We start from the raw sequence: 25,037 nt of genomic DNA on the forward strand, positions 1-25,037 counted from the left end.
GCCTTGTTAACTTTTTATCCGGTAAATCGTTCATTAGTCTGTGGATCATACAATCGACACCCGAACTCTTTACCTATGTCTATGAATACATTCATCCACTCTCCGGGCTGACCATAACAATCAATTCTGACATGTTGCGCGCTTGAAGAAGCTTGAAAAGAATTCTCTTCACCTTCCCAATTTAGAACCCCGTTAGCTTCTTCAGTACCTGGAAATTCTTGAATGATTCTCTTATAGAAGCCAGTAACATCAATCTGGGATAGGCCATCAAAAGGAACTCCCTCTGACAGGCTGCGATAAACATCCACAGGTGCGGCTTTAAAACCTGCCGGTTCATTCCAGAAATTTAAGTCGTAGCTCATCATTTTCTCGTAAATTTAACGTTTCAATAACCGGCGCAGCTTTGCTGCATCCGGTGCCGTAGGCGCGAAGTTGATTGACTTGTTAAAAGGTAGAGTCAACGGCCTGCTCCTTATACTTTACTACAAACTCTTTTGCCTCCTTGAGCGACGCTGGGTATGCGACATGATAAAAGCCACCATCTTCCCTTTGTTCGTAGACTGATTGGAACAGGAAACCATGCTCCACTAAAAATCTAACTTTCTCCCACTGAGCCTTATCAGTGGCTTTGGGCGCAGAAAATTTTCGACCCACCTCAATTAGAACCCCACCGCACTCAGGACACTTTCTTAATTCCGGCGCTTGCGGTTTTTTAAAGCTCTTGCAGCATTCAAAGCACAAGTTTGGAAAGAGGTAGCTTTGTATATGTTTCTCCTTTGGAAAGTTACTATGATGCTTGAACTTACTCATTTCCGTGGGTGCCTTTTAACGCCCAAAGCAGCGGCGCGCGTTAGCGCGTCCAGCCCGCAGGGCGATGCTGCCTTTGCTTGTTATGTGTTTACTCACAGTTCTCTAGCCCACATATTGGTGTGCCATTATCATTGTGTTTGCCGACCAGACTAATACACTTAAATGTTTCACCACCGTCAGTAGACACTTTAACTTCGAGATCTTGGTTTTCGAATGTTTGCAGCTCTTTAATTAGCTGCTTGATTGTCTTTCCACGAGTAACCCACTCAGGGTTTTCATTTACTTTATCGTTCACTGTACTCACTTATTAGACTGACACATAACGCCTCAATAACCGGCGCAGCTTTGCTGCGTCCGGCGCCGTAGGCGCGAAGTTGATTGATTTGTTAGGCTTTTCACTGCTACAAAGGCCATACTTTTCTCGTCTTTAGAAAACTATCGTCGACAGTGTAACTATAAAAATATTCATTCAGGCCAAAAAAACCATCTATGCCATGTGTATAGCAAGCGACATGAGAAAGTTCAGACAGAACAGTTGAAAGCCACCTAGAGATAGCCAAAGAATGATACCTACCCCACTTTTGCACGATTTCATTCTGGCCGGTACGTATAGAGGCAGACTCAACGTCCTGCATGGTATGCCCACTTTCATTCGTATGTATTACCATCGTAAATGGTGAAATCATCGAATCTATTAATTTTGCTCTACTTTCAACTCGCCTTTGCGCAGCCTTTCCGTAATAGTGCTTTTCTAATATGCACTCAGCTACCTCGCCCCACCACTTATTTATTGGTTCATCTGCAGTTAAATTAGGATTGTCTAGTGAAGCAAAATTTGCATACCTACCTCGTCTAGCGTCAGCAAATGAATCTAAGCACTCAAGAATTTTTTGTGGAATTTCTTGTGTAGGACGAGAATAGCGAAGCGATAGCTGCATCCTTTCGGAAATACTCTCAACCTCATTGGCTAGGTCAATTAACTTATGACCAAATTTCCTAACCACTTTCTCATCAGGCATCTTCCCGCTATTTTCGATAGCATAATGCGCAACCAGTATTAGCTTTGAAAGTCTTTCTAACCCAACCGATAGGCCAAAAAAAGCCGTGTAATATTCGCCCATCTTATCTGCATAATTTGCCCTGCCTATAGCCGTTGCACCAGAGCCAATTAAATGCCTAACTAATGACGCTTCTCGGCCAAGAGCGTGCCATTCAGGTACATCCCATGGATTTTTTCTACTCACTTTTTAGCTTCCCTTTAACCATGAGTTGTGAATTTAATGGAGCCTAACAGTTTCTTAGTAGGCATGCTCATTAACACACCTAAGCCTTTATTCAGATTTCCAGCCTAACCTATTGTCCGGGCTGTAAAAATCATCGTTATTTTCTTTCTTGTCAGGATATAAACGCGCATGCGCGCTTTTACCCTGAAGTGTTCTTTACATTTTGCGCGTTATCACTTTTTGTAGAATCCTAAGTGATTGATTTTCTTACATTCTTCCTAGGCCGAAAGTGTCAATCCGCGCATGCGTGTTTTGCTACCGGAGCGTAAACGCGCATCAGATTCTGTAAACAGTAAAATATACTGGTTGTTTGTGGCATTATTTTCTCTGGTCATTTTCAGTGCTTTTCCGGCCGTGAAAATCACTCAAGTCTGCTTGTATTCCAGACACGCTGCCGCCCATCCTTATATACGCAGGGCAGGAATCGCGTGGCTTTATCATTCGGGATTGTTAGCGGGGAGGGCGGTTGTTTGGACGGTGTGTTCGTACGATATGGCGGCATCCCTGCTGTGGTTTGAGAGTACTGAAGTTTTAGGATGGGTTCAATAATTGATAGAAATAGTCACAACTGGCTTCCGCTATCCGGAACGGTCTGGCCGGGGGCAGGGTATAGGTATAGGTGAGGGATGCCGGAGGGATAAGATGGCAACGGTTAGCAAGGCTTTTTAGTGTCTGGAATTGTAGTGGCCTGGCATTGTAATAGGCTGGAATGGTAGTGGTTTAGCATTTCAGCTGGTCACGTACCCGCATCAGGGCAAAACCCAGCAAATTCTGGCCCTGCCAGTTATGTGGCTCAGAGGCTGCCGGATCGTCGGCCGTCAGGCCAATTCCCCATATCGAATCCACAGGGCTGGCCTCTACCAGAATACTGTCCCCGGTATTGAGCAGAAATTCCTTCAGCTCCGGGTTTTGCGAAAATTTAGCAAAGTTAGCTGATACCACGATTTCAAAGCGGTGTTGTAGCCATTTATCCTCGTCGAAGCCAGGTATGCCACGTCCCGCTTTTTTTGCTTCGTTCGGTGTCTTGCTGGCAAGCACTACTTTCAGCGCACTGTTATCGCTGAAAAGCTCAGCCTTTTTGGCCATCATATAGTGTTCTGCCGTCAGGTATGTCTGCTGTTCATCGACAAATGGTGACTCGTACCACTGACTGAAACAGGATTTTGAGACACCTGTTTTGGGCTTTTGGTGGCCCCAAAAGAAAACATAGGTCACAGGGTTACCGTGACTGATATGGTCAATGAGTTCTTCCCTGCTCTGAATCGTCAATTTGGTACCACACTTCAGTTTTTATTAAGAATCGCTGTTAAGCTGTTTATGAGAATCATCCAGCCATGACCTTATATCCTGTATAACGTCGTCAACCCTGCTGCTTCCGTCGGGCATATTAAATGAATGATCAAGGTTGTTATACATTTTAAATTCAATATTGGGCTGGTCTTTAGAGAGTTCTGCCGCTTGCTCCTGAGCCAGGCGTACGGAAACATTTTTATCCAGCCCCGATTGAATGAGTAACAGTGGGGTTTCTACTCTGGAAAGTATTGCCCTTTGGTCAATTTCAAACATGTTTCGCCACCACCGGTAACCATGCCCGTTCATACTAAGCTCAAAGGGTTCGCTGTTGAGGATCTGTTTATAAAAGCCGGTGAAGCCATTCGCGGCTTCCTGGTATGCCTCAGCGGATGGTGACTGGGATTTTATATTGTGCAGAACATCGTCTATAAATCTTGGGGCACCACCGTTGAGTGATACGGTGGCATTAATGTAACTCAATTCTGACGCGAGCAGGTTGGCAACGACAGCGCCTTCACTCCCTCCGAGCAGGACGATTCTTTTATATTTTCTTTCTTTGCGTAAGGTGCTTAACACCTGGGTGTAGTCTTTCACCCTCTGCTTTGGTGAGTCGTTTTCGATATAGGCAGCAGGGCAATCATTCCTTTCAGAAGTGTTGCTCCAGGGTAATTCGGCGGTAATGCCATATTTCTCAACCGTTAAAATACTGGCTTGCGGCATTACATCCGGGAACTCGCTGTTAATCCGCCTATTGTGGCGGACGCTGTTGCAATCGGAACCCTGAATTAATACCAGCAGTGTCTTCTCCGGATTATCCTGAGCAAGCAGATAGTAGGTGATGTTTGTACCATCGCTTCTGGCTATTTTAGATGATTCTGCAGCAGGTAAGCCTCGGGAGCAGACCGCCTGAGAGATGAGCAGTACGAACAGCGTTAAGGCTTTAATGTTCATGCGATCATGAAGACAGAATAACCAAACAGCCAGAGAATCTGGAAGCCGTAACTCAGCCGCTGGTGAGTGCCCGGGTTGGTTCTTTCTTTAAAGGATACGCTCAGCCGGTATGTAAAATAAAAACAGCCAAGCAGGCAGATTAATGAAAATACCCGGATGGCTGTCGGGTTAGTAATCGGGTTTGTATCCGAAAATACTGCAATTGCCGGGGCAACAATAAACGACAGCAATAGAACCACTCCTGACCAGGAATGAATCTGGCAAGGTATGGTCGGTGTCGTGGTATATGGGTCTGCATCCATAGGGAAAAAGCCACAAACCCAGGTACTTAACCCATGAATGACAACCATAATACCGATTGCAACGGTTGCTGTGCTCTCTGCATAGATGCTGATCAGGTAGTATCCAAACAGGATAAATAAGAGGCCTAAAGGATAATTGTTGATAAGTGGAGAGAGTTTCTGGGTTGGACTGCCAGCAGCACCCAGCTCGCTGCAAAATTGCCTGGAATGGCTGTAGTTCGGATAGAACAATGAGGCAATAATAACGCCTGCTACGATCCAGATGGAAGCAATGATTCCCGTGTAAGAAATAACGCTAAGCACGTTTAAATTCCCTCTGACAGTTGGTCATTTAATGCCGGGCCGGTTTCGCCGCACAAACAGTTGGTCGCCCCCTTTTACACCATTATCAGGCGTGTTTATCGCTGCCCATATTGTCTGTTGTTGAGTGGGTAGTCAATGCGTGGGAGGAGAGGCTGGGTGGGATGGAACCTGCGGGATGCTTGCAGGTATGCTGGTTCTGCGTTTCTTTATCCGGATTATGGATAGGTTCCGTTGCCAGGGAACCGTGTCTGGCCGAAGTACGGCACTCTCTGCATCAATCTGTGTCGCCAATCTGTTAGAATCCGGCGACTGAACTCCAGAGGCCCGTGCCCGCTTTGACCAACAGTAACTTACCCCCCAATACGCCCCCCGGCCATGTGCTTGCTGTGTCTTCTGCACAGGTACAGCAAGCGGCGCAGGTAAGCCGGGCACCGCAGCAGGCGCAGCTGACACCGCAGCAGGCGCAGGTGATTGCGCATCAGCAGGGTCACGCCAAGGTGGTGGCGGTGGCGGGTGCCGGTAAAACCACGACGCTGACGCACTTTATTGCTGCCCGTCTGAGCGAGGGCGTAAGCCCGCGGCGTCTGCTGGTGCTGATGTATAACCGCGCCGCACGGGAGGATTTTGAGGCCAAATTAGGTCGCTTATTGCCTCGTCAGGCGTTGCCGGAAGTACGCACCTTTCATTCGTTGGGGCTGCGTATTTATCAGCGCTTAATTGCTCAGGGTGTCTTGCCGCCGTTTCAGGGTAAACCGTTATCCGATAGCGAAATGGAGCCCATTGTCTGGCGTTTACTGCAGCAGCTGGCGGATGACGATACCCGTCAGGAAATTCTGTCGCAGCGGAAAAAATGGGTCGAACCGGCACTGGCCTTTATTGATCTGGTGAAGTCTGGCCTGCAGCCGCCGGCTGAGGTGTTTGCCGCGCTGGAACTGCCCGACAGCTGCAAAATTTTTATCGACCTGTTTGATCTGTTTGAAGACTGGCGCCGTCAGCAACGGCGTATCAGTTATGCGGATATGCTTTACGATCCGGTAATGGCCTTTATTTATCAGCCGGAAATCGCCGCACAGTTTGGCGGTCATATGCAGTGGATTCTGGTCGATGAGTATCAGGATATTAATGCCATTCAGCAGCATCTGCTGGAAGTGCTGTACGGTGGCCGCGGTTCGGTGATGGTAATCGGTGATCCGGATCAGACGATTTATGAATTCCGTGGATCAAAGCCGGAATTTATTGTGCAGAAATTTGATCAGCAGATGCAGCAGGTCAGCACTTACCAATTGCCGCACACCTTTCGCTATGGTCATGCGCTGTCGCTGCTGGCCAATCATCTGATTACTCATAATAAAGAGCGTGAGCCGGTGCTGTGCCTGTCGCATCCGTCCACGCCACAGACGAAAGCCCGACTGCATTTTGCCCGCTATGAACCGGCGCTGATTTTAACCCTGATTAAAAGCGAGGCAGAAAAGCAGCCGCTGGAAAATATCGCCGTTATTAACCGCTTATGGGCGCTATGTGCGCCGATTGAGCTGGGGCTTCTGCAGGCCGGTATTCCTTATCAGCTGCATAATTCACAGTCGGTATTGGATCGCTGGGAATTGCAGATTTTCTGGATATTACTGGAAATATCGGCCGGGCGTTTTGCTGCGCGTAATACCGAGCAGCGTACCGATGCCTGGCTGCAGTTGCTGACCACGCCATACCCGAAGATTAAACGCTCAACGCTGGAGCAGATTGCCCGCACTATGGCGCAGGCCGATGCCGACTTTGGTGAGGCGCTGCAGGCTGCGGTGCCGGACGATATGAGTAAATGGCAGCGCCAGCAGCTGGATGCCCGGGCCGAAGTATTGGCCAGTGCTGAGCATGTGGCGATGCCGGCGCACCGGTTATTACAGCAGTATATTGATCAATCGGGTCTGGAAGACGGCATAGCCGACAGTGCTTTCTCGGCGCAGCAGATTGAAGACCGGCTGCAAACGATTAAGGCCTTTGTGCATTTTATGCGTGAGTCGGAACAGAACAGCCGCAACGCGCTGGATTATCTGCAGCAGTTAAAGGCGCAACGTCTGCAACAAAGCCGCGAGAAAAAAGGCGGTGTGCATTTAACCTCGATACATAAGAGCAAAGGTCTGGAGTGGCCGGTGGTGATTATTCCCGGTTTAAATGCCCACTATTATCCTTATACCCCGGAAGGTGAATTCACCACGCCAGCCAGTGAAGAAAGTGAGCGGCGTTTGCTTTATGTGGCGATGACCCGCGCCAAACAGCAACTGCATTTAATTGCGCCAGATCCGCTTAAAGATCAGAAGCGCGGTGGCGGGCAAACTTCCGCCCGCGACTGGAGCAGCCGCTTTCAGCAGGAGCTGATGGTTGAACGCAGCGTTGATATTGCCCGCGCTATTGAAACGAAATCGGACTCTGTTGCCTTAAAAATACCTCATGGCAGCCCCGCATCCTGGTTGCAGGATTATTGCCGCCAGCTGGATATTCATCTGAATTTTACCCTGGATACTTCTGCGCCTGCATCGGCAGAACGTACACCGCGGCGGGCGGCACCGGGTTATCCCAAGGCGCCGGCAGATTATATTATCGAACGTAAATATTCGGCCGCAGAAGAACAGCGCCGTATCCGCCATGACACCCTCGGGGCAGGTGTCGTGCTGGCGGAAGATGAGCGCTATATTAAAATCCGTTTCGATGGCGAAGCTCAGGCGCGTACGCTGGATAAAAAAACTGCCAGTGCTTTTATGGAAAATGAATAACCGGCCTGATCTGTTTATAGCCCTTGAAACAGGCCGACAAGCTGCAGGAGAAAAGAGACATGAAGTCATTGCTGCGCATTATGCTGACCACGCTGTTTGTTACCTTTATAGCAGCGCTGGCGCTGGAACTGTTCTGGCTGAACAGCACGCCTGAGCAGCGTCAGCACTGGCTGAGCTTAAGTCCGCAGCCACTGGGCATTAAACCCAACGGCTGGCTGTTACCGCAATTATTCAATGCACATACAACGGCTTCTGTGACGACGGCGCCGGGTGTCGCTTCTGAGCGTGCTCCGGGCCGTTATGAGTCTTGGTCTGATACTGCCCCTGCGGCTTCCTCATCCAGCGCCGCGCCGGCCAAAAGTCTGGCGGACAGCATGCCCACAGGTTACCGCAATCATGGTGGCGCGGAATGTGTGCGTCCGCCGACACAGGATATCCGTGATGTTGAACGCGGTGCGGTCTATCGCTGGACCGATAGCGAAGGCAAGGTGCACTTCGGCGACCGGCCGCAGCAGAGCGGGGCGGAAGACCTCAGTAAAAAATACGCAGCAGCGACTCAGGGCGTACGTCTGGTGATGGAATACCCGGGCTGGGCCGGTGATGCCCAGCTCGAATTTCAGCTGCGGCGTGAAGCCGATTTACTCTACCGGGTATTAACGCGCTTTATTCCGCAGAAAGCCTGGCGTCAGATCAACCTGAATCTGGTGCTGTTTGCCAGTCAGGGCGCCTTTGATGAATTCCGCCAGCAGCAGGGGGCAAACAGTGGCTGGATGGCGTATTACAGTGGCGGCCATAATCAGGCATATCTTGCCCGCCAGCAGCGTGACGAATGGACACTGCGTATTGCCCGCCATGAAATGACCCACGCGATGATGACCGGCATGCTGGGCACAACACCGATCTGGCTCAGCGAAGGGATGGCACAATATCTTGAAGGTCTGCAGTGGCAGATGAATGCCGGTCAGATAAAAGCCGATGCCGCAGGTTTTAACCGGCTGAGCGCCCAGGGACTGACCGGTTTCAGCGAGCTGGCCGGGCGCAGCCATGCTGAGTTTAACGGCATGGCGCAGGATGAGAATTACGCCCGTGCGGCAGCGATGGTGTTTTTTCTGATTGACCATGACGATGGTAAGCGCTGGTTGCGGCAGACTCTGGGCCATTATGCGCAGCATCCCTGTGCACCTTTTATACCGTCACAATTCTTTAATCAGGCTTACCCCGGCGGGCTGGCGGCGGTAAACGGGCGCTACGCCCGCTGGTTACAGGACGGGCATTTCACCACGCACTATTACTGATGACAGGATTGGGTGCGCGGCAGGGGGTGGTACTCAGATAGCCAGTTGTTATACTGAGCGCTTTCGTAGAGATCGGTCGTACAGGTTTATCCGGGTCGCCTTTGCGTAACGCCACAACGCCTTGTTCAGACAGGGCGGTTATATTTCAGTCCGGTGATGCCGGGCCCAACAAGGACAACACCTTATGACCATTGCACAACACAAAATCGTAACCATTCACTACAAAGTTGTTGATGTTGCCAGCGGCGAAGTTATCGATTCATCTGAAGGTGGTCAGCCAATGACTTACCTGCATGGCGCACAGAATATTATTCCGGGTCTGGAACAGGCTCTGGAAGGCAAGCAGGTTGGTGATGAATTTGAAGTCACTGTTGCTCCTGCCGATGCGTACGGCGAGTACAGCGAAGAGCGCGTACAGCAGGTACCAATGGAAGCGTTCGAAGGCGTCGAAAAAGTTGAGCCTGGTATGGCTTTTACCGCTCAGACTGAACATGGCCCGATCAACCTGATCGTGACCGAAGTTGATGAAGCCATCGTTACTGTTGATGCCAACCACCCTCTGGCCGGTAAGTCTCTGAGCTTCAGCGTTAAAGTTGAATCTATCCGTGACGCCAGCGAAGAAGAACTGGCTCATGGCCATGTTCACGGTGAAGGCGGTCATCACCACTGAGTATTTGCCCAAGGGTAAAATACTTAATAAAAAGCCGGCTTATCGCCGGCTTTTTTTATGCATTTTTAATTTATTTTTGCGGATATTTATTTCTGCTTAAAAAATAACGGCTGGTTATTGCCCGCTGGCTTTTTTCAGATCCAGTGGTTCGGCAATATCCACTTCAACGACGGTACCGGCTTTTACATCGGCCAGTGCGCTGACTTCATCAAGGGCATCGCCCCAGATATTACAGGCATTGGACAGGCGGATTTCACCGTGGCGGGAAATAGGTGTTGGCCCGAAACCAATGACAATGCTGCTGCCATCGGCCCAGAAGGCAATATCGCCGGGTTGCACGATATTCACCGCATTATCTTCATAGCTTACCCGTACCGGGCAGTCGAAAATAACTTCCTGCCCCCAGGTTTGTACCGTGGCGGTAAAAGGCACCGCCTTAAGAATGGCCTGAGCAGTTGGGGTGCGGCGCAGTGCAATACGGATTTCGTGGTTTTCAAAACGCATAGCCAGTAACGTCATAAGAAATTCCCCCGTCGTGTCAGTAAAGACAACGGCATAAATGCATCCGCCGGCATCGTGCCGGCGGTGCAATTCCGTTGCATTGGATTACCTTCAGACTAGCAGAGCGGTTTTTTTGCCGCGCTGCTTTTCTTGGTTCTCAGGCGACGGCCCGGCTGTCAATGATTGCCTTGTTAATAGTAAACAGGATGGCATTAAGGCTGGCCGAGAGGGTGTCACCATCCTGAGCGACCGCGGTATAACGGCTGCCGCGGATGCTGGCCTGCACAAAGGCCATGGCGGTGGCATCGGAACCTTCACTGATGGCCTGCTCGTCAAACTGGACAATCTGCACGTCCACGCCGGTGGCTTTGTGCATGGCGTCAGCAAAGGCGCTGATGGCACCGTTGCCATGACCATGAATCAGCATTAATTGGCTGCCGTCATTAATAGACGCCTGCACATGATACTGGCTGCCCTGTTTGTCGATCTGGTAACCGGCCAGCGAGTAGCGACCATCGCTGTTCATAAACTCTGTGCGGAATACGCTCAGAATCTGCTCCGGGCTGAGTTCGCCTTCCTGCATTTCGGCGCGGCGCTGAATCGGCTGTGCGAGTTCGATCTGCATCCAGCGTGGCAATGTGGCGCCGATCTGCTGTTCGAGCAGATAAGCAGCACCGCCTTTACCCGACTGGCTGTTGACGCGGATCACCGACTGGTAATTGCGGCCAAGGTCGCGCGGGTCGATTGGCAGATAAGCCACATCCCATGGCTCGTCGTCCTGTTGCTTGCTCAGACACTTGCGGATGGCATCCTGATGGCTGCCGGAGAAGGCGGTATACACCAGCTCGCCGAGCCACGGATGGCGCGGATGAGTCTTGATGTTGGTACAGGCTTCTACGGTGGCGATGATGTCATCGGCCATGCTGATATCCAGCTCAGGATCAACGCCCTGGCTGTACAGGTTCATGGCCATGGTGACGATGTCCATATTGCCGGTGCGCTCGCCATTGCCGAGCAGAGTGCCTTCGATACGGTCGGCACCGGCGAGCATCGCCAGCTCGGCGGCGGCTACTCCACAACCACGGTCATTGTGGGTATGAATGCTGATGATCAGGCTGTCGCGCTTGTTCAGATGGTCGCAGAACCATTCAATCTGGTCGGCGAACACGTTGGGCATGCTGCTTTCGACGGTGGCCGGTAAATTGATGATGGCTTTTTTCTCTGCGGTCGGTTGCCATACATCGATCACGGCGTTACAGACTTCAACGGCAAAATCGACTTCGGTGGTTGAGAAGCTTTCCGGTGAATACTGGAATACCCACTCGGTCTGCGGATGGCGTTTGGCTTCGCTGGCAACTTTACGCGCACCGTTCACGGCGATGTCGATAATGCCCTGTTTGTCGAGATTAAAGACACGCTGACGCTGTACCGGTGAGGTGGAGTTATACACATGCACCACCGCGCGGCGTACGCCGGCAAGGGCTTCGTAGGTGCGTTCGATTAATTCATCACGCGCCTGCACCAATACCTGAATGGTAACGTCTTCCGGAATCTGGTTGGCTTCGATCAGCCAGCGTACAAAGTCGAAATCCGGCTGTGAGGCGGCAGGAAAACCAACTTCAATCTCTTTGAAGCCCATGTTGACCAACAACGCCCACATCTGCTGTTTCTGCGCAACGGACATGGGCTCGATCAGCGCCTGGTTACCATCACGCAGATCAACTGAACACCACAGCGGCGCGGTGGTCAGAGTCTGGTCCGGCCAGCGGCGATCGGTTTTGGCGATAACGGTTGCAGGGCGGTACTTACGATGGTTAAAGCGGGCGGTGGTCGGGGTATTCATATCCGGTCCTTGCTCAGATTTTATAAAAACTGGTCATTGATTGCGTGTTTTAAGCCTTTTGAGCTTGTTCGTGTTTCCTTTCTGACTGTCTTTGCTCAGACCTTGTGAGTCCTCTCTGGCCCTGGCCACTTTTGGTGGCTGGGCGGACGCGGTGTCTTGTGAACAGCGCGTTCAGATGCCTTCCGGTAAGGAAGAGATCTGGTTAACAGTATGTGCACAGTATATGCGGCATGCTGGCGTTTATGATTGCAAAGTTGCTATTGATAACCCTTAATTTTGATACAATATTGCGCGATGTTTATTGTCTTTGGCGATTTGTGCCAATGTCTGTTCGTGGCACGGATTGCCCTGACCGGCAACGACTTGTATCAGCTCAACAGAAGGTCGTTTTATGAACTCAGATATGCCCGATGGTATGGCCCGGCTGGATCGTATTGACCAGCGCATTCTCGAATTACTGCAGCAGGATGGCAGTCTCAGCAATCTGGAGCTGGCCGATAAAGTCGGCCTGTCGCCCTCGCCGTGCTCGCGCCGGGTAAAAGCGCTGGAAGAAAGCGGTATGATTCAGGGCTACCGTGCCCATCTGGATGCCCGGCGTCTGGGGCTGGATCTGCTGGCGCTGATTTCGATCAGCATGGATCGCCATACGCCGGAGCGTTTTGATAACTTCGAATCGCAGGTCGCGGCCTGTCCGGAAGTACTGGAGTGCTACCTGATTACCGGCCAGTCGGCCGACTATGTATTAAAAGTGATCGTGCGTGATATGAATGCCTACCAGCAGTTTCTGCTTGGCACCCTGACCCGTATTGAGGGCGTCAGCGGAGTGCATTCCAGCTTTGTAATGCGTAAAGTCATCGACCGCACGGCGCTGCCATTAGCAACGCGCTGATGGGATGATTTTTCTGTAAGGAGACGATGTGTTAACCCAGGTTGCTTTACCACTGGCTCTGGCCATGATGATGCTGGTGATGGGGCTGAGCCTGCGCCCGATGCACTTTATCGCAGTGGCGCGTGAGCCGAAGCTGATTCTGCTTGGTCTGGCGCTGCAATTATTATTGTTACCGGCGCTGGCGCTGATGCTGGTTATGATGCTTTCTCTGCCAGCCACGCTGGCCATCGGCCTGATTATTCTGGCGGCCTGTCCCGGTGGTGCCACCTCAAATATTATCAGCCATTTAAGTGGTGGCGATGCGTCGCTGTCGGTCACCCTGACGGCTCTTATTACCTTGCTGGCACCTTTGACGTTACCGTTGTGGGTGAATACCCAGCTGCACTGGCTGAGCCTCGATCAGCTTGAACTGTATCTGCCCTGGCTGCCGACATTAATGCCTTTATTACTGGTGACGGTAGTACCGCTGTTGCTGGGAATGGTGCTGGCAGCGCGTTATCCGCAGCCGGTATTACGGGCGTTACCCTGGTTTAACCGTTTGTCATTGTTGCTGTTTATTATTCTGGTGATCGCCATGGCTGTGGCCAACAGCGAGCGCCTGCCGCAATTATGGTCGCAGGCGACACTGGTGTGTCTGGGGCTGTGTGTGCTGGCGATGGCGGCGACCGCTTTGATCAGTCGTTTGCTGCGCCTGAGCGAGCGGCATACGCTGACGTTGATGATTGAAGTGGGTATCCAGAATGCCGGTACCGCCATGCTGATCAGCGCGACCATCCTGCAGCGGCCGGACCTGGCGCTGGTGGCGTTGTTTTATGGCATCCTGATGAATATACCGGCACTGCTGCTGATTGGCCGCCGGGTTTTGCGTCAACCGGCCAGTGTTGTCATGCCGGCAGGAGGATCTTCGCTATAATGATCAGAGCCTATCTCCATCGCAGCCGGACCGCTGCGTTGCCAACCAACAGGGGCCAACTTTGACCAGTCGTCTGTCATCGATAGAAAGTAAGCTGACCTTTTATGTGCTGAGCTTCAGTATTTTTCTGGGGGTGCTGTTCAGTGCCGCGCAGATTGGTTTTGACTATACCGCCGAGAGTCGCCGTTATCATGAGCTTACTGCGCAACTGCTGGAGCGACAGAGTGGCCCGGCGGCGCTGACACTCTATAACTACGATGGCAGTTCGATGCAGAGTATTCTCGACAGTCTGCTGATGAACCCGGCGGTGGTGGCCAGTGTGATTGTGGAAAACGAGACCGGCTTCGAGAAACGTGCCGGTCTGAGCAAGCGCGAGCTGAGCGATACCGCTAATTCCTTTTATTACCGTGCCCACGATGTCGAACTGCTGGAACCGGCGATCTATTCCAAAAATCCACGGGTGATTGGCCACCTGACAGTATGGTCGGATGAGCGGCTGACCCGCCAGGGCTTTGAACGCCGCGCCGGTATTACGTTATTGCTGGATGTGCTGCGCAATATCACGCTGGCGGTGGTGCTGATTCTGGTGTTCCGTGCGCGTCTGACCAGCCCGCTGAAACGTCTGATGGAACGCCTGATGGCCATTGACCCGCGCCAGCCAATAACCGCACCGCTGGTGGTGGAAGGCTCGCTGCGCAACAGTGAACTGGACGATCTGGCGCACAAAATGAACGATGTTTTACGCGCAATGGAAGGCGAAATCAGCCAGCGCCAGCAGGCCGAAAACCGTATCCGTCAGCTGAATGAACAACTTGAAGAAAAGGTAAAAGCCCGTACTCAGGCATTGCATGACAGCAACAGCCAGCTGCAGAGCAGCCTGAACGAATTACAGCGCACGCAGGATCTGTTACTGCAGGCGCAGCGTATGGCGTCGCTGGGTCATCTGGCGGCGGGTATGGCCCATGAAATCAACAATCCCATCGCGGTGGTGTATTCCAATATCGCCACGCTGAGTGAGTATCTGACCGAGCTGATTGGCCTGGCCGATCAGTATCAGGCCGCCGAACATGGTATTGCCGATAAAGCCCTGACACAGGCACTGGTGCAGATGCGTACCGCCATTGATCTGGATTTTGTGCGCGACGACGCCCCGGATCTGGTGCGTACCTCCAAGCAGAGTCTGGAGCGCGTACGTAATATTGTCAGTGAGCTGCGTACCTTTGCCGATACCGAGCATCAGCATAAAGAAATCACCGCACTGGATGAGCTGATGCAGCAGGCGCTGGCCGAGCAGAACATCAGTGCGCGTAACGATTTACGGGTTTACAGCTATTTGCAGCAATTGCCGCAGGTGTCGTGCATTCCGGAACAGGTGCGGCTGGTGTTTAACAATATTCTGCACAACGCCGCCGATGCGATGCCCGATGGTGGCACCATCGAAATTGCCGGCGATCTGCAGGATGACTGGGTAGCGGTCATGGTCAAAGATTCCGGCACCGGTATGAGCGAAGAAGACCTGAGCTGTGCCGTTAATCCATTCTTTACCCGCAAGGAAATCGGTCAGGGTACCGGCCTTGGCCTGACCGTGGCGTACAACGTGATGGTCAATCATGGCGGTGAGCTGCTGATCGACAGCTCTCCGGGTAAAGGCACCGTGGTTACCCTGCGTTTTCCACGCAGCTGACAGAGCCTGTCGCCAGTGCCTGTTAACAGGCACTGAGCAGGCTCTGAATATCCTCCCGTTCTTTCTTTGCGGGGCTTTATGCTCCCGTCAGATTCACCAATTCCTTCAATAATTCCCGTAACCAGCGGTGTGCCTGATCGCGCTCACGGCTCTGATGCCAGATCAGCTGCAGTTCAACCGGTGGGCAGGCAAAGGGCAGGGGGGCGGTCTGCAATAACTGCTGCCAGAGACTGTGGCTGACCAGCTGTTGCGGTACCACGGCAATCAGGTCGGTACTGGCGACCACCGGCGGAATCGATACAAAACTGCTGACCCAGAGCTGCACCTGGCGTGGCAGATCTTTATGTCCCAGCAACTGCTCAATCGGTGTGCCCTGACGGTTACGTGGCGACAGGCTGACATGTTGCAGGCGGATAAACTCGTCGTAGCTGAGATCGGAGCGGAACTGCGGATGGTTACGCGCGGCAATCACCACCAACGATTCCTGCAGCAGCGGAGCATGGCACAGCCCCGGTTGCGGCTGGTCGACATAATCGATGGCCAGGTCGAGGCGGCCATCCTGCAGACGCTGCACAATATCCGGGCTTTGGTCGGTTTCTATCTGCAGGGCGACACCCGGCGCGCGCTGGCGCAGCTGCTGCATCAGCCAGGGCGCAGCCAGATATTCCACTGCGCCATTGGCACACAGACGGAAATGGCGGCGGCTGGTGGCGGCATCGAAGCTTTGCTGATCGGCCCAGCCCTGTTCAATCAGTTCCAGCCCGTCACGGACTTTGGCGTACAGCTGCAGTGCCCGCGGGGTCGGTTTCAGGCCGCTGGCGGTGCGCACAAACAGATCATCACCCAGCTGCAGGCGCAGACGTTTCAGGGCGTTACTGACCGCCGGCTGACTGAGATGCAGACGTGTGGCGGCACGGGTCAGGTGCTGTTCTTCCATTAAGGCGGCAAACAGCGGCAGCAGGTTCAGATCGAGGGAACGCAGGCTCATGGCTTTCTCACGCATTATTCATAATGGTGATAATACATTTTTTAATTATTGATTGGCCTTTATTTAGCCGCCGGCGATAGAGTGGAGACAACTTAAAAATAATAACAACTGTAATAACGACAGGAGATGCTTATGGCCTTTGATCATCTGGCCTTCCGCGCCCGTTACCGTGCCTCCATTGCGCGCTTTTATTCCGGTGGCCTGCACGCGCTGGTGGTCGCGGCAACCGGGCTGGGGGTGATCCTGTACAGCTTCAGTCAGGTGGCGCAGGGCAGTGTTACCGAATGGCTGGTATTGCCGCTGACCATGGTGCTGGTGAATTTCGGCGAATACGCCACCCATCGCTGGCTCGGGCACCGTAAAACCCGTATTGGCCGGCTGTTTTATTCGCGCCATACCGGCGACCACCACAGTTTTTTTATTGAATCGGCGATGCCCTTTGAAAGCGTGCGCGACTGGCGTGTGGTGCTGTTTCCGGCCTGGCTGATTTATGTGTTTTTAGTATTTCTGATTATTCCCGGTACCTTGCTGCTGCAATGGCTGTGGTCGGATAACGCCGGCTGGATTTATGCCGCTGCGGCGCTGTGTGGTTATCTGTTTTATGAGGTGATGCACTTCAGTTACCACCTGCCGGCAGGCAGTTTTGTTGAGCGCACGCCGATCTGGTGGCGCTTGCGGCATCTGCATCAGTTGCATCATGAACGCGAGCGTATGGCGCAGTGCAATTTCAATATCACCCTGCCGTTATTTGACTGGTTACTGGGCACACTGTACTGGCGCGCACCGGGCACTCGGGCGACATCCGGGGAGAAAAACCGATGAAACACACACTGTTTGGCCTGGCCGTGATTCTCGGCGCGCTCTATATCCTGCTGTGGCCGCTGCATCCGTACCCGCTCAGCTATGCCCTGAAAGCCAGCCCGGTATTGCTGCTGGCGGTTGTTGCCTGGCTGCAGTACAGGAACGCTGAAATCAGTTTACGGGCAGCATGGTTGTACGCGCTGGCGATGCTGACCTCAGCCGCCGGGGATGTGTTTCTCGACTTCGACCGCAGCCTGTATTTAAAGCAGGCGCTGGCGGCGTTTTTACTGGCGCAGCTGAGTTATATCGCGCTGCTGTGGCCACTGCGGCAGAGCCGCCGTGGGGATGCGCTGAGGGCCGGCTTGCCGGCGCTGTTTGCGGCCTTTCTGCTGTGTCAGTTTTACCCCAATACCGGCGCGCTGTGGTGGCCGGTGCTGATCTATGTGCTGTGTTTATGGGGCATGGCGGTGCTGGCGTTACGCAGTGGCAACCGCTGGATTGCCGGCGGCGGTGTGCTCTTTATGCTGGCTGACAGTCTGATCGGCGTAAACCGCTTCTGGCTGCCGTTTGAGCACTCCACACCGGTGATCGTCAGCATCTATATCAGCGCTCAGTTACTGCTGGGGTATGGCCTGTTGCTGGCGGCGGATTCACCTTTGCTGAAGGCAGTAAACGCTCACCAGAAAGGCACGGCGGAATCCGCTCCGGCGAGCTGAAATCCGTGATTGCGTCAGGGCTGTGGATGGTTTAGTTTGCCGCTTCTTTACGGTCATTATTGGCCAGTTCTGTCGCATAGCAGTGTGAGTGTTCCCATGGCAAAAAAATCTTCTTCCGGTGGTCTGGTGTATTCAACCGAGTTTGGCCGTGCCTGTCCTGAGTGTCGCGAACCCCAGGATCAGTGCCGTTGCGGCGAACCAGAAGTACCCGCCGGAGACGGTATTGTGCGCGTCAGCCGCGAGAGCAAAGGCCGTGGCGGCAAAGTGGTGACCATTGTCAGCGGTGTGCCTCTGGCAGGCGCCGAGCTGAAGACGCTGGCGAAAGAACTGAAGCAGAAATGCGGCGTCGGCGGTGCGTTAAAAGACGGTCTGATTGAGATTCAGGGTGATCAGCGTGATCTGCTGGTCAGTGAGCTGAGTAAGCGCGGTTTCACCGTTAAAAAAGCAGGTGGCTGAGATGCAGGCCACTTCTGCTGGCGCTCAGACAGACTCCGCAGCACCGCGTGCGCTGATCGTTTACGCCCATCCCCAGCATCAGCATTCCTACGGCAACCGCGAATTACTGGCGGCCGTGCAGGGGCTGGAGCAGGTCACCGTGCATGACCTGTATGAAGAGTATCCCGATTTTCATATCGACGTGGCGCGCGAGCAGGAGCTGCTGCTGTCCCACGACCTGATTATTTTTCAGTTTCCGCTGTACTGGTACAGCGCCCCGGCCTTACTGAAAGAATGGCAGGACCGGGTGTTCGACTTTGGCTTTGCCTATGGCCAGAACGTGCAGCAGGAACAGCAATCCCAGGCGCTGGCGGGTAAGGCGCTTTGGCTGGCGGTTACCGCCGGTGGGCCGGTGAACTCCTTCCGCGAAGAAGGCATCAGCCGCCGTCCGCTGAGCGACTATCTGCTGCCCTTTGAGCAGAGTGCCGCACTGTGCGATATGCGTTATCTGGAGCCGTTTGCGGTGTACCGCATCCGTAAGCTGACCAAACCTTATCTGCAGGAACGCGCCGAAGAATACCGCGCGGCGCTGTTGCAGCATCTGCGCGACCTCAGCAACCGCCCGTCACAGGAGAACGCCGATGCATGACAGTGGCTTAATGCAGCAGGCTTTTGTTTTTCTGCTGTCGGCAGTGGTGGCGGTGCCCGTGGCCAAGCGTCTCGGGCTGGGCTCGGTACTGGGTTATCTCTGTGCCGGTGCGGTAATCGGCCCCTTTGCGCTGGGCTTGATCGGTAACGACGTTGAAGGCGTGATGGCCTTTGCCGAATTCGGCGTGGTAATGATGCTGTTTCTGGTCGGCCTCGAACTCGACCCGTCGCTGTTGTGGCGTATGCGCGTGCCTATTTTAGGGCTCGGCGGCCTGCAGGTGGTGGTCACCAGTGTACTGATTCTGCTGGTCGGTGTGCAGCTGGGCTTTCCCTGGCAGCAGAGTCTGGCGGTGGGCATGATTCTGGCGATGTCGTCGACCGCCATCGTGCTGCAGACCCTGAATGAAAAATCACTGCTGAAAACCGAAGCCGGGCAATCGGCCTTTGCCGTGCTGCTGTTTCAGGATATTGCCGTGATTCCGATGCTGGCCATTCTGCCGCTGCTGGCAATGGACAGCTCGCTGGTGGCTGCGGCTTCGCACACCGGTTTGTCCGGCTGGCAGAAAACCCTGCTGGTACTGGCGGTGGTGGCCTCTATTGTGATTGTTGGCCGCTGGGTCAGCCGCCATCTGTTCCGCATTATTGCCAACACCCGTATGCGCGAAACCTTTACTGCCACCGCCCTGGCGCTGGTGGTCGGTATTGCGCTGCTGATGGAGCTGGTCGGCCTGTCACCGGCACTGGGCACCTTCGTTGCCGGCGTGGTATTGGCCAACAGTGAATACCGCCACGAGCTGGAAGCGGAGATTGAGCCCTTCAAAGGTCTGTTGCTGGCGCTGTTCTTTATTTCCGTTGGTGCCAGCATCGACTTCGCCTTGCTGGCGGCCAAACCCTGGCTGGTGCTGGAACTGGTGCTGGGGCTGATCATCATCAAAATGCTGGTGCTGATTGTGCTGGCGCGGCTGTTTGGTCTGTCGGCGCAGAGCAACGGTATCTTTACCTTTGCCCTAGCTCAGGGCGGTGAGTTTGCCTTTGTACTCTTCACCTTTGCCGGTAATAACCAGATTCTGCCAGCGACGATGATTGAGCCGCTGGTGCTGGTTGTCGCGCTGAGCATGGCGGCGACACCGCTGCTGATTATCCTTAACGAGCGCCTGATTCTGCCGCGGCTGTCGGGCAATAACAGCAAGCGTCCGCACGATCAGATCGAATCGGAAGAAGCGCGGGCTATCGTTGTCGGCTTTGGTCGTTTCGGCCAGATTGTTGGCCGTCTGCTGCGTATGAACGGCTTTGCCATTACGGTTCTGGAGCACGACGCGACTCAGGTCGATACCGTGCGCCGTTTTGGCCATAAGGTATTTTACGGTGATGCCGCGCGCCTCGATCTGCTCGAAGCCGCCGGACTGGCCGACGCCGAGCTGCTGGTCGTCGCCATCGACGATCACGAGCGCTGCCTGCAGATCGTCGAAGTGGTGCGCCGCCATTATCCGCAGCTGCGCATTATTGCCCGTGCCCGAGGTCGTCGTCAGGCGGCGGAACTGCTGCGTGCCGGGGCTGATCATGTGGAGCGTGAAACCTTTAACTCAGCGCTGGCGCTGGGACGCGAAGCACTGCGTTCACTTGGCTTCCGCGCTTATCAGGCGCAGCGTGCGGCGGAACTGTTCCGTCATCATGACGAGCTGAATGTACGCTCGCTGGGTGAAGTGCTGGACGACGAATCGGCCTTTATTAACCGCGCGCGCCAGCATGCAGTCGATCTGGAACAGGTGCTGAAAAACGACCAGAAGGTCGATGCCGAAAGTGGCGATCAGGCCTGGGATAGGGACTAGCCTGTATTTCAGGCTGTATCTGAATGACGTGATAAAACAGGCGCTTACAGCGCCCGTAAGTGCTCGCTCAGCTGGGCACGGATAGGCTCCGGAATCGTCACCGACTGCTTGGCGTCGTGATCAAAATGCACCATAACCGCCGAGCCGCGGGCACCCATACGGCCTTCCTGCCAGGCTTCGTGGGCAATCACCATCGAGCTGTTGCCCAGCTTGGTGAGGTAAGTGCGGATCTCCACATCTTTGCCGTAAAACAGTTCACCGACAAATTCGACTTCGATTTTGGCGATGATCAGATGCCAGTTGTTGATATCCAGATCCGGAGTAAACAGACGGAACAGCGGCGTGCGGGCATCTTCAAACCAGACCGGTAAAACGGTGTTGTTGATATGACCCAGGGCATCGGTTTCAACAAAGCGCGGGCTCAGGTGGTGCGTCCACATAATATTATTCCTGTTATTAGTAGGTCACTGATTGTACCTGCTGAGTCTGTCAGCGGTACTGGCAAAGAGTATAAAATGGCAAAGAGTACAAGATGCCCGGCGCCCTGAGCCATCCATTCACGATTTCAGTCAGATAATATGAGGCCACTTTGCCAGATTCAGCCATACAGATTGTTAACGACGAGCAGGGCATGCAGCTGGCGCTGGCCGAAGCGCAGCGCGCCTACGATGCCAGTGAAGTGCCGGTGGGTGCAGTGGTGGTGCTGGATGGCGAGGTGATAGGGCGTGGGTTTAATCAGCCCATTACCAGCCTTGATCCGAGTGCTCATGCTGAGATGGTTGCCGTGCGTGATGCCGCCAGAAATATCGGTAATTACCGTCTGCCGGGGGCCACGCTGTATGTCACCGTGGAGCCCTGTACCATGTGTACCGGTTTATTAATTCACAGCCGCATTGCACGGCTGGTTTATGGCGCGACCGAACCGAAAGCCGGTGCTGTTGAAAGCGCGCTGCAGTTACCGGCACAGCCTTTTTATAATCATGTGATGGAAATTGAGGGTGGGGTGCTTGCCGAGCAATGCTCCGCTATGATGTCATCCTTCTTTGCCATGCGCCGCGAAGCGAAAAAGCGTCTGAAGCAGGCGGTGCCTCCGGCGGCAGACTGATCGTCTGGGCAAAAAAAATAATAAAAAGTAAGAACAAAAATAATAAAAAAACGACCAACCATTCCTACTCACGACGACCCGTACCAATAATAAGAAACAACAATAAGAAACAAAAAGAACAATTAAAACGCTTACCGGGAATACGTTTATGCCTGTTTTACGTTCAGTGCTTCTGGCACTGCTGTCACTGCAATTACTCGCCTGCGCCAAAATGCAGGACACCATCTTTGAAACCGGCCTGAAAGCCGAGCGCGCGATGTCGGCGCTTAACCGCCATGAGCTGGATGTGGCGGGTCATCACTGGGTGTATCTCGATTCAGAAACCGCCGATGCGCCGGTGCTGCTGATGCTGCATGGCTTTGCCGTCGATAAAGATAACTGGCTGCGTTTTGCCCGCCATTTTAAAGATTACCGGGTGATCGCGCCGGATTTACCCGGCCATGGTGAAAGCTCCTATAACCCGCAGCTGACCTATGATTTCGCTGCTCAGGCCGGCTGGCTGGCGGAGTTTGTCGACGCGCTCAGGCTCACTCAGCCCGTACATGTACTGGGGAATTCTATGGGCGGTGGCATTGCCCTGCTGTACAGCGCTGCGCATCCGCAGCAGGTGGCTTCCATTACGCTGATTGATGCCGCTGGTGTGTACCCGCCGCATCTGAGTGAATTCCAGCAGATTATTGATAATGGCGGGCGCAATCCGCTGGTGGTCGAAAACATGGATGACTACGATGCGCTGCGTAACTTTGCCATGGTGCAGCAGCCGTTCCTGCCGTGGCCGGCGCCGGATGTTCTGGCGCGCCGGGCGATGGCACGCAATGCGATTAACACCGATATCTTTGCCGATATTCATGCGGTGGCCGAAGCCGCACGCCACAGTGACGATAACCTGCGTTTACTGCAGCAGATTCAGCAACCGGTACTGATTCTCTGGGGTGAGCAGGACCGCGTGCTGGATGTCAGTTCGGTGGGCGTGTTTGAGCAACATCTGGCGCACAGCCAGAGCCATATTTTTGCCAATGTTGGCCATGCGCCGATGCTGGAAGTGCCGGATGACAGTGCACAGGTGGTGCGCACATTCCTGCAGGAATTGCCGCCTCAGCAGCAACTCCTGCAACCGTCGCAGACGGCTCAGAACGGGGAATAAAAAAAGCGGATAAAAACTTATCCGCGAAACTCACTATTGCTATAGGAGTGGAGGAATAACGGTGATCAGTGATGACGATAACTGCATAGCATTTTCGTCGTCGCTGAAGGTTGGGCTCTGCTCTTCATTCCAGACCAGAACGTCGTAGTAACGGCGGATATTCTGTACGTAATCAACCGGCTCCTGACCACGGGCAAAACCGTGGCGGGTGTGACGGTAGTAGCGTTTCTGGCTCAGCAGTGGCAGGGCTTCTTTAACGTCCAGCCATAAATTCGGGTTACCGCCCATCTGTTCGGTAATTTTACGCGCATCGGTCAGGTGACCAAAACCGACGTTATAAGCAGCCAGTGCCAGCCAGGTGCGGTCTGGCTCCTGCACATCACTGCCCAGACGCTCACGCAGTTTAGCCAGATAGCGGCTGCCGCCAAAAATACTCTGCTTAGGATCGAGGCGGTTTTTTACACCCAGTTCGCGTGCGGTGTTACGGGTCAGCATCATCAGGCCACGTACGCCGGTAAAGCTCTTGGCGGTTGGGTTCCAGTGGCTTTCCTGATAACCGACGGCAGCCAGCAGGCGCCAGTCGAAACCGTGATCGGCACCGGCTTTTTCAAAATGCGGCTTGTAGGTATCGAGTTTATTGCTGGTCTGACGCAGGAAGCGCTTGGCGCCAACATAGTCGAGCTTATCCAGATGGCCGTAGTAGCGTTCTTCAAGACCGGCCAGCAGTGCGGCATTTTCTTTATTGCCGAAAAATTCATTCGCGGCCTGATGCAGGCTGTCATCACGGCTGTGGCTGAAAGCCCAGGCAATGTTTTGCTGTTCGCTTAAATCGAAGGCAATGGCCAGATTGGGGAAATAAGCCTGCAGCACATCAAATTCGTTGGAATCGACCACGGTAAAATCGATATTGCCGCTGGCCACCATCTGCAGCATATCGGCGACTTCCAGATCGGGCGTTTCACTCCAGGTGAGTTCCGGAATCTGGCTGTGCTGCAGAGTGCGCAGGCGTTCTGCGTGACTTGAACCGGAAGCGACCACTAACTGACCACTGGCCAGGTCGTTAATCTGCTGCGGGCGCAGGGCGCCACGGCGGTAGATAACCTGTTCGGTCACCTGCATATAAGGCTGTGAGAAGCGGAACCAGCGTTCACGCTCGGCGGTATGAGTGAGACCGGCGGCCGCGAAGGCCGCCTTTCCTGTCTCTAGGGTGCTGAAAATATCATTCAGATTATCGGCCACTACAACGTTAAGGGTAACGCCAAGGTGGTCGGCAAAGGCGCGGGCCAGTTCAAATTCGTAGCCGGCCGGGCCACTGCGGTCTTCATAAAAGCTGGTCGGGCTGTTACGCGTTACCATCACAATCTCACCATGCATCCGCACCTGCTCCAGGTTGTTCGGACGCACGCTGCCGGTCAGTGCGGTTAAGCACAGGGCCGCCATCGCGGTTGTTGATAGTAGACGAGTTATGCCAGATCGCATGCAAATTTTCCGTAAATGCGCACCAATATGGTGCATTTTCTGAAATCTGGGGTCATTGTAGCGTGCTGATCGCTTAAAAAACAACCGAAAGGCGGGCTATGTTTGCAAAATGATGACTATTTCGTGTCGTTATAGTGACCTAACCTGTTGAAACGCTTCTGTTTTTTCTGTAGGCCTCAGGAATCCGGGCTGGTCAGCAACGCACTGTTGCTGATTTTGCAACGATAAGCGCTTTTTCGTGGCCGCTGATATGTTTACAGCAACCCGTTTGCCCGGCAGCCGCGTGGTGCCTTTGCCCGGCGTGCCACTCTGGCCTGTCGGCCGCACAAATCTGGTGTGAACAGGCACTCTCCGGTATCATTCGCGCTCATTTTGACCCACCTCCTTACG

General features: G+C 53.6%; 25 protein-coding genes. 13 read left to right on the top strand and 12 right to left on the bottom strand.

Going from position 1 to position 25,037, the window contains the following annotated elements; all coding sequences use genetic code 11:
• Window positions 1-14: 14 nt before the first annotated feature.
• The 7 genes from HUF18_RS18610 to HUF18_RS18640 all read right to left on the bottom strand — a co-directional run bounded on the left by HUF18_RS18610 (window position 15) and on the right by HUF18_RS18640 (window position 4,942).
• Window positions 15-362: a hypothetical protein gene (locus tag HUF18_RS18610; protein WP_186435737.1), complete on the bottom strand. Its 348-nt coding sequence runs from the start codon at window positions 360-362 to the stop codon at window positions 15-17.
• Window positions 363-444: 82 nt separating this feature from the next.
• The gene (locus HUF18_RS18615; RefSeq protein WP_225693365.1) at window positions 445-810 is read right to left on the bottom strand and encodes a hypothetical protein; all 366 of its coding nucleotides are present in this window, start codon (window positions 808-810) and stop codon (window positions 445-447) included.
• A gap of 88 nt (window positions 811-898) precedes the next feature.
• Entirely contained in the window at window positions 899-1,105 is a 207-nt protein-coding gene (locus HUF18_RS18620) for a hypothetical protein (RefSeq protein WP_145465967.1), read from the bottom strand.
• Between the two features lie 106 nt (window positions 1,106-1,211).
• Window positions 1,212-2,054 carry a hypothetical protein gene (locus HUF18_RS18625; RefSeq protein ID WP_145465965.1) on the bottom strand — a complete coding sequence of 281 codons (843 nt, stop codon included), beginning with the start codon at window positions 2,052-2,054 and terminating at the stop codon, window positions 1,212-1,214.
• Between the two features lie 759 nt (window positions 2,055-2,813).
• Window positions 2,814-3,362: an NADAR family protein gene (locus tag HUF18_RS18630; protein WP_225693367.1), complete on the bottom strand. Its 549-nt coding sequence runs from the start codon at window positions 3,360-3,362 to the stop codon at window positions 2,814-2,816.
• A 24-nt stretch (window positions 3,363-3,386) separates the two neighbouring features.
• Complete coding sequence (locus HUF18_RS18635) at window positions 3,387-4,337, bottom strand: alpha/beta hydrolase family protein (RefSeq protein WP_225693368.1); 951 nt, start codon at window positions 4,335-4,337, stop codon at window positions 3,387-3,389.
• Window positions 4,334-4,942 (bottom strand): DUF998 domain-containing protein, encoded by a 609-nt coding sequence (locus HUF18_RS18640; RefSeq protein ID WP_225693369.1) that lies wholly within the window; start codon window positions 4,940-4,942, stop codon window positions 4,334-4,336. The genes HUF18_RS18635 and HUF18_RS18640 overlap by 4 nt, the downstream gene beginning before the upstream one ends.
• A 386-nt stretch (window positions 4,943-5,328) precedes the next feature.
• On the opposite strand from HUF18_RS18640, the gene HUF18_RS18645 reads away from it, so the two are divergent.
• From HUF18_RS18645 to HUF18_RS18655, 3 genes are all read left to right on the top strand, one after another.
• On the top strand, window positions 5,329-7,707 hold the full coding sequence (locus HUF18_RS18645) for an ATP-dependent helicase (protein ID WP_225693370.1): 2,379 nt from the start codon (window positions 5,329-5,331) through the stop codon (window positions 7,705-7,707).
• Between the two features lie 59 nt (window positions 7,708-7,766).
• Window positions 7,767-9,002, top strand: a complete 1,236-nt coding sequence (locus HUF18_RS18650; RefSeq protein WP_225693371.1) for a DUF4124 domain-containing protein — start codon at window positions 7,767-7,769, stop codon at window positions 9,000-9,002.
• 184 nt (window positions 9,003-9,186) lie between these two features.
• A complete protein-coding gene (locus HUF18_RS18655; protein ID WP_145465959.1) occupies window positions 9,187-9,672 on the top strand; it encodes an FKBP-type peptidyl-prolyl cis-trans isomerase in 486 nt (161 codons plus the stop codon).
• Between the two features lie 114 nt (window positions 9,673-9,786).
• Here HUF18_RS18655 and HUF18_RS18660 read toward each other — a convergent pair whose 3' ends face one another.
• Together HUF18_RS18660 and leuA are read right to left on the bottom strand one after the other, a co-directional pair.
• Window positions 9,787-10,191 carry a cyclophilin-like fold protein gene (locus tag HUF18_RS18660; protein WP_145465958.1) on the bottom strand — a complete coding sequence of 135 codons (405 nt, stop codon included), beginning with the start codon at window positions 10,189-10,191 and terminating at the stop codon, window positions 9,787-9,789.
• A 139-nt stretch (window positions 10,192-10,330) separates the two neighbouring features.
• Window positions 10,331-12,016, bottom strand: coding sequence for a 2-isopropylmalate synthase (gene leuA / locus HUF18_RS18665; protein ID WP_225693372.1), 1,686 nt, complete (start codon window positions 12,014-12,016; stop codon window positions 10,331-10,333).
• Window positions 12,017-12,407: 391 nt separating this feature from the next.
• Here leuA and HUF18_RS18670 point away from each other — a divergent pair, with 391 nt between their 5' ends.
• The 3 genes from HUF18_RS18670 to HUF18_RS18680 all read left to right on the top strand — a co-directional run bounded on the left by HUF18_RS18670 (window position 12,408) and on the right by HUF18_RS18680 (window position 15,502).
• Window positions 12,408-12,905: an Lrp/AsnC family transcriptional regulator gene (locus tag HUF18_RS18670; RefSeq protein ID WP_225693373.1), complete on the top strand. Its 498-nt coding sequence runs from the start codon at window positions 12,408-12,410 to the stop codon at window positions 12,903-12,905.
• A 28-nt stretch (window positions 12,906-12,933) separates the two neighbouring features.
• A complete protein-coding gene (locus tag HUF18_RS18675) occupies window positions 12,934-13,818 on the top strand; it encodes a bile acid:sodium symporter family protein (RefSeq protein ID WP_225693375.1) in 885 nt (294 codons plus the stop codon).
• A gap of 61 nt (window positions 13,819-13,879) precedes the next feature.
• A complete protein-coding gene (locus tag HUF18_RS18680) occupies window positions 13,880-15,502 on the top strand; it encodes a sensor histidine kinase (RefSeq protein ID WP_145465955.1) in 1,623 nt (540 codons plus the stop codon).
• 76 nt (window positions 15,503-15,578) lie between these two features.
• Here the strand turns inward: HUF18_RS18680 and HUF18_RS18685 are convergent, their stop codons facing one another.
• Window positions 15,579-16,490, bottom strand: a complete 912-nt coding sequence (locus tag HUF18_RS18685) for a LysR substrate-binding domain-containing protein (RefSeq protein WP_225693377.1) — start codon at window positions 16,488-16,490, stop codon at window positions 15,579-15,581.
• 132 nt (window positions 16,491-16,622) lie between these two features.
• On the opposite strand from HUF18_RS18685, the gene HUF18_RS18690 reads away from it, so the two are divergent.
• From HUF18_RS18690 to HUF18_RS18710, 5 genes are all read left to right on the top strand, one after another.
• Complete coding sequence (locus HUF18_RS18690; protein WP_225693379.1) at window positions 16,623-17,312, top strand: sterol desaturase family protein; 690 nt, start codon at window positions 16,623-16,625, stop codon at window positions 17,310-17,312.
• Window positions 17,309-18,007, top strand: a complete 699-nt coding sequence (locus HUF18_RS18695; RefSeq protein WP_225693381.1) for a lysoplasmalogenase — start codon at window positions 17,309-17,311, stop codon at window positions 18,005-18,007. The genes HUF18_RS18690 and HUF18_RS18695 overlap by 4 nt, the downstream gene beginning before the upstream one ends.
• Window positions 18,008-18,103: 96 nt before the next feature.
• On the top strand, window positions 18,104-18,463 hold the full coding sequence (locus HUF18_RS18700) for a translation initiation factor Sui1 (protein WP_225693383.1): 360 nt from the start codon (window positions 18,104-18,106) through the stop codon (window positions 18,461-18,463).
• A 1-nt stretch (window position 18,464) separates the two neighbouring features.
• The gene (locus HUF18_RS18705; protein ID WP_225693385.1) at window positions 18,465-19,091 is read left to right on the top strand and encodes an NAD(P)H-dependent oxidoreductase; all 627 of its coding nucleotides are present in this window, start codon (window positions 18,465-18,467) and stop codon (window positions 19,089-19,091) included.
• A complete protein-coding gene (locus HUF18_RS18710; RefSeq protein ID WP_225693387.1) occupies window positions 19,084-20,919 on the top strand; it encodes a monovalent cation:proton antiporter-2 (CPA2) family protein in 1,836 nt (611 codons plus the stop codon). Before HUF18_RS18705 ends, HUF18_RS18710 begins: the two co-directional genes overlap by 8 nt.
• Before the next feature lie 44 nt (window positions 20,920-20,963).
• Here HUF18_RS18710 and HUF18_RS18715 read toward each other — a convergent pair whose 3' ends face one another.
• Window positions 20,964-21,359 (bottom strand): acyl-CoA thioesterase, encoded by a 396-nt coding sequence (locus HUF18_RS18715; RefSeq protein ID WP_225693389.1) that lies wholly within the window; start codon window positions 21,357-21,359, stop codon window positions 20,964-20,966.
• A gap of 149 nt (window positions 21,360-21,508) precedes the next feature.
• Between HUF18_RS18715 and tadA the strand changes: the two genes are divergently transcribed.
• Both tadA and HUF18_RS18725 read left to right on the top strand, forming a co-directional pair.
• Window positions 21,509-22,024, top strand: a complete 516-nt coding sequence (tadA, locus tag HUF18_RS18720) for a tRNA adenosine(34) deaminase TadA (RefSeq protein ID WP_225693390.1) — start codon at window positions 21,509-21,511, stop codon at window positions 22,022-22,024.
• 148 nt (window positions 22,025-22,172) lie between these two features.
• A complete protein-coding gene (locus HUF18_RS18725) occupies window positions 22,173-23,168 on the top strand; it encodes an alpha/beta fold hydrolase (protein WP_225693392.1) in 996 nt (331 codons plus the stop codon).
• Between the two features lie 39 nt (window positions 23,169-23,207).
• Here the strand turns inward: HUF18_RS18725 and mltF are convergent, their stop codons facing one another.
• Window positions 23,208-24,647, bottom strand: a complete 1,440-nt coding sequence (gene mltF, locus HUF18_RS18730) for a membrane-bound lytic murein transglycosylase MltF (protein ID WP_230330479.1) — start codon at window positions 24,645-24,647, stop codon at window positions 23,208-23,210.
• Window positions 24,648-25,037: the final 390 nt, after the last annotated feature.

This window comes from Thalassolituus sp. ST750PaO-4 (assembly GCF_020320405.1).
GTDB lineage: Bacteria > Pseudomonadota > Gammaproteobacteria > Pseudomonadales > Oceanobacteraceae > Venatoribacter > Venatoribacter alkanivorans.

Bases quoted from the DNA above. Each gene is read 5' to 3' on its own strand.
- HUF18_RS18610 (WP_186435737.1), bottom strand. From the start codon at position 362: ATGAGCTACGACTTAAATTTCTGGAATGAACCGGCAGGTTTTAAAGCC.
- HUF18_RS18615 (WP_225693365.1), bottom strand. From the start codon at position 810: ATGAGTAAGTTCAAGCATCATAGTAACTTTCCAAAGGAGAAACATATA.
- HUF18_RS18635 (WP_225693368.1), bottom strand. From the start codon at position 4,337: ATGAACATTAAAGCCTTAACGCTGTTCGTACTGCTCATCTCTCAGGCG.
- HUF18_RS18650 (WP_225693371.1), top strand. From the start codon at position 7,767: ATGAAGTCATTGCTGCGCATTATGCTGACCACGCTGTTTGTTACCTTT.
- HUF18_RS18655 (WP_145465959.1), top strand. From the start codon at position 9,187: ATGACCATTGCACAACACAAAATCGTAACCATTCACTACAAAGTTGTT.
- HUF18_RS18660 (WP_145465958.1), bottom strand. From the start codon at position 10,191: ATGACGTTACTGGCTATGCGTTTTGAAAACCACGAAATCCGTATTGCA.
- leuA (WP_225693372.1), bottom strand. From the start codon at position 12,016: ATGAATACCCCGACCACCGCCCGCTTTAACCATCGTAAGTACCGCCCT.
- HUF18_RS18670 (WP_225693373.1), top strand. From the start codon at position 12,408: ATGAACTCAGATATGCCCGATGGTATGGCCCGGCTGGATCGTATTGAC.
- HUF18_RS18685 (WP_225693377.1), bottom strand. From the start codon at position 16,490: ATGAGCCTGCGTTCCCTCGATCTGAACCTGCTGCCGCTGTTTGCCGCC.
- HUF18_RS18690 (WP_225693379.1), top strand. From the start codon at position 16,623: ATGGCCTTTGATCATCTGGCCTTCCGCGCCCGTTACCGTGCCTCCATT.
- HUF18_RS18695 (WP_225693381.1), top strand. From the start codon at position 17,309: ATGAAACACACACTGTTTGGCCTGGCCGTGATTCTCGGCGCGCTCTAT.
- HUF18_RS18700 (WP_225693383.1), top strand. From the start codon at position 18,104: ATGGCAAAAAAATCTTCTTCCGGTGGTCTGGTGTATTCAACCGAGTTT.
- HUF18_RS18705 (WP_225693385.1), top strand. From the start codon at position 18,465: ATGCAGGCCACTTCTGCTGGCGCTCAGACAGACTCCGCAGCACCGCGT.
- HUF18_RS18710 (WP_225693387.1), top strand. From the start codon at position 19,084: ATGCATGACAGTGGCTTAATGCAGCAGGCTTTTGTTTTTCTGCTGTCG.
- HUF18_RS18715 (WP_225693389.1), bottom strand. From the start codon at position 21,359: ATGTGGACGCACCACCTGAGCCCGCGCTTTGTTGAAACCGATGCCCTG.
- HUF18_RS18725 (WP_225693392.1), top strand. From the start codon at position 22,173: ATGCCTGTTTTACGTTCAGTGCTTCTGGCACTGCTGTCACTGCAATTA.
- mltF (WP_230330479.1), bottom strand. From the start codon at position 24,647: ATGCGATCTGGCATAACTCGTCTACTATCAACAACCGCGATGGCGGCC.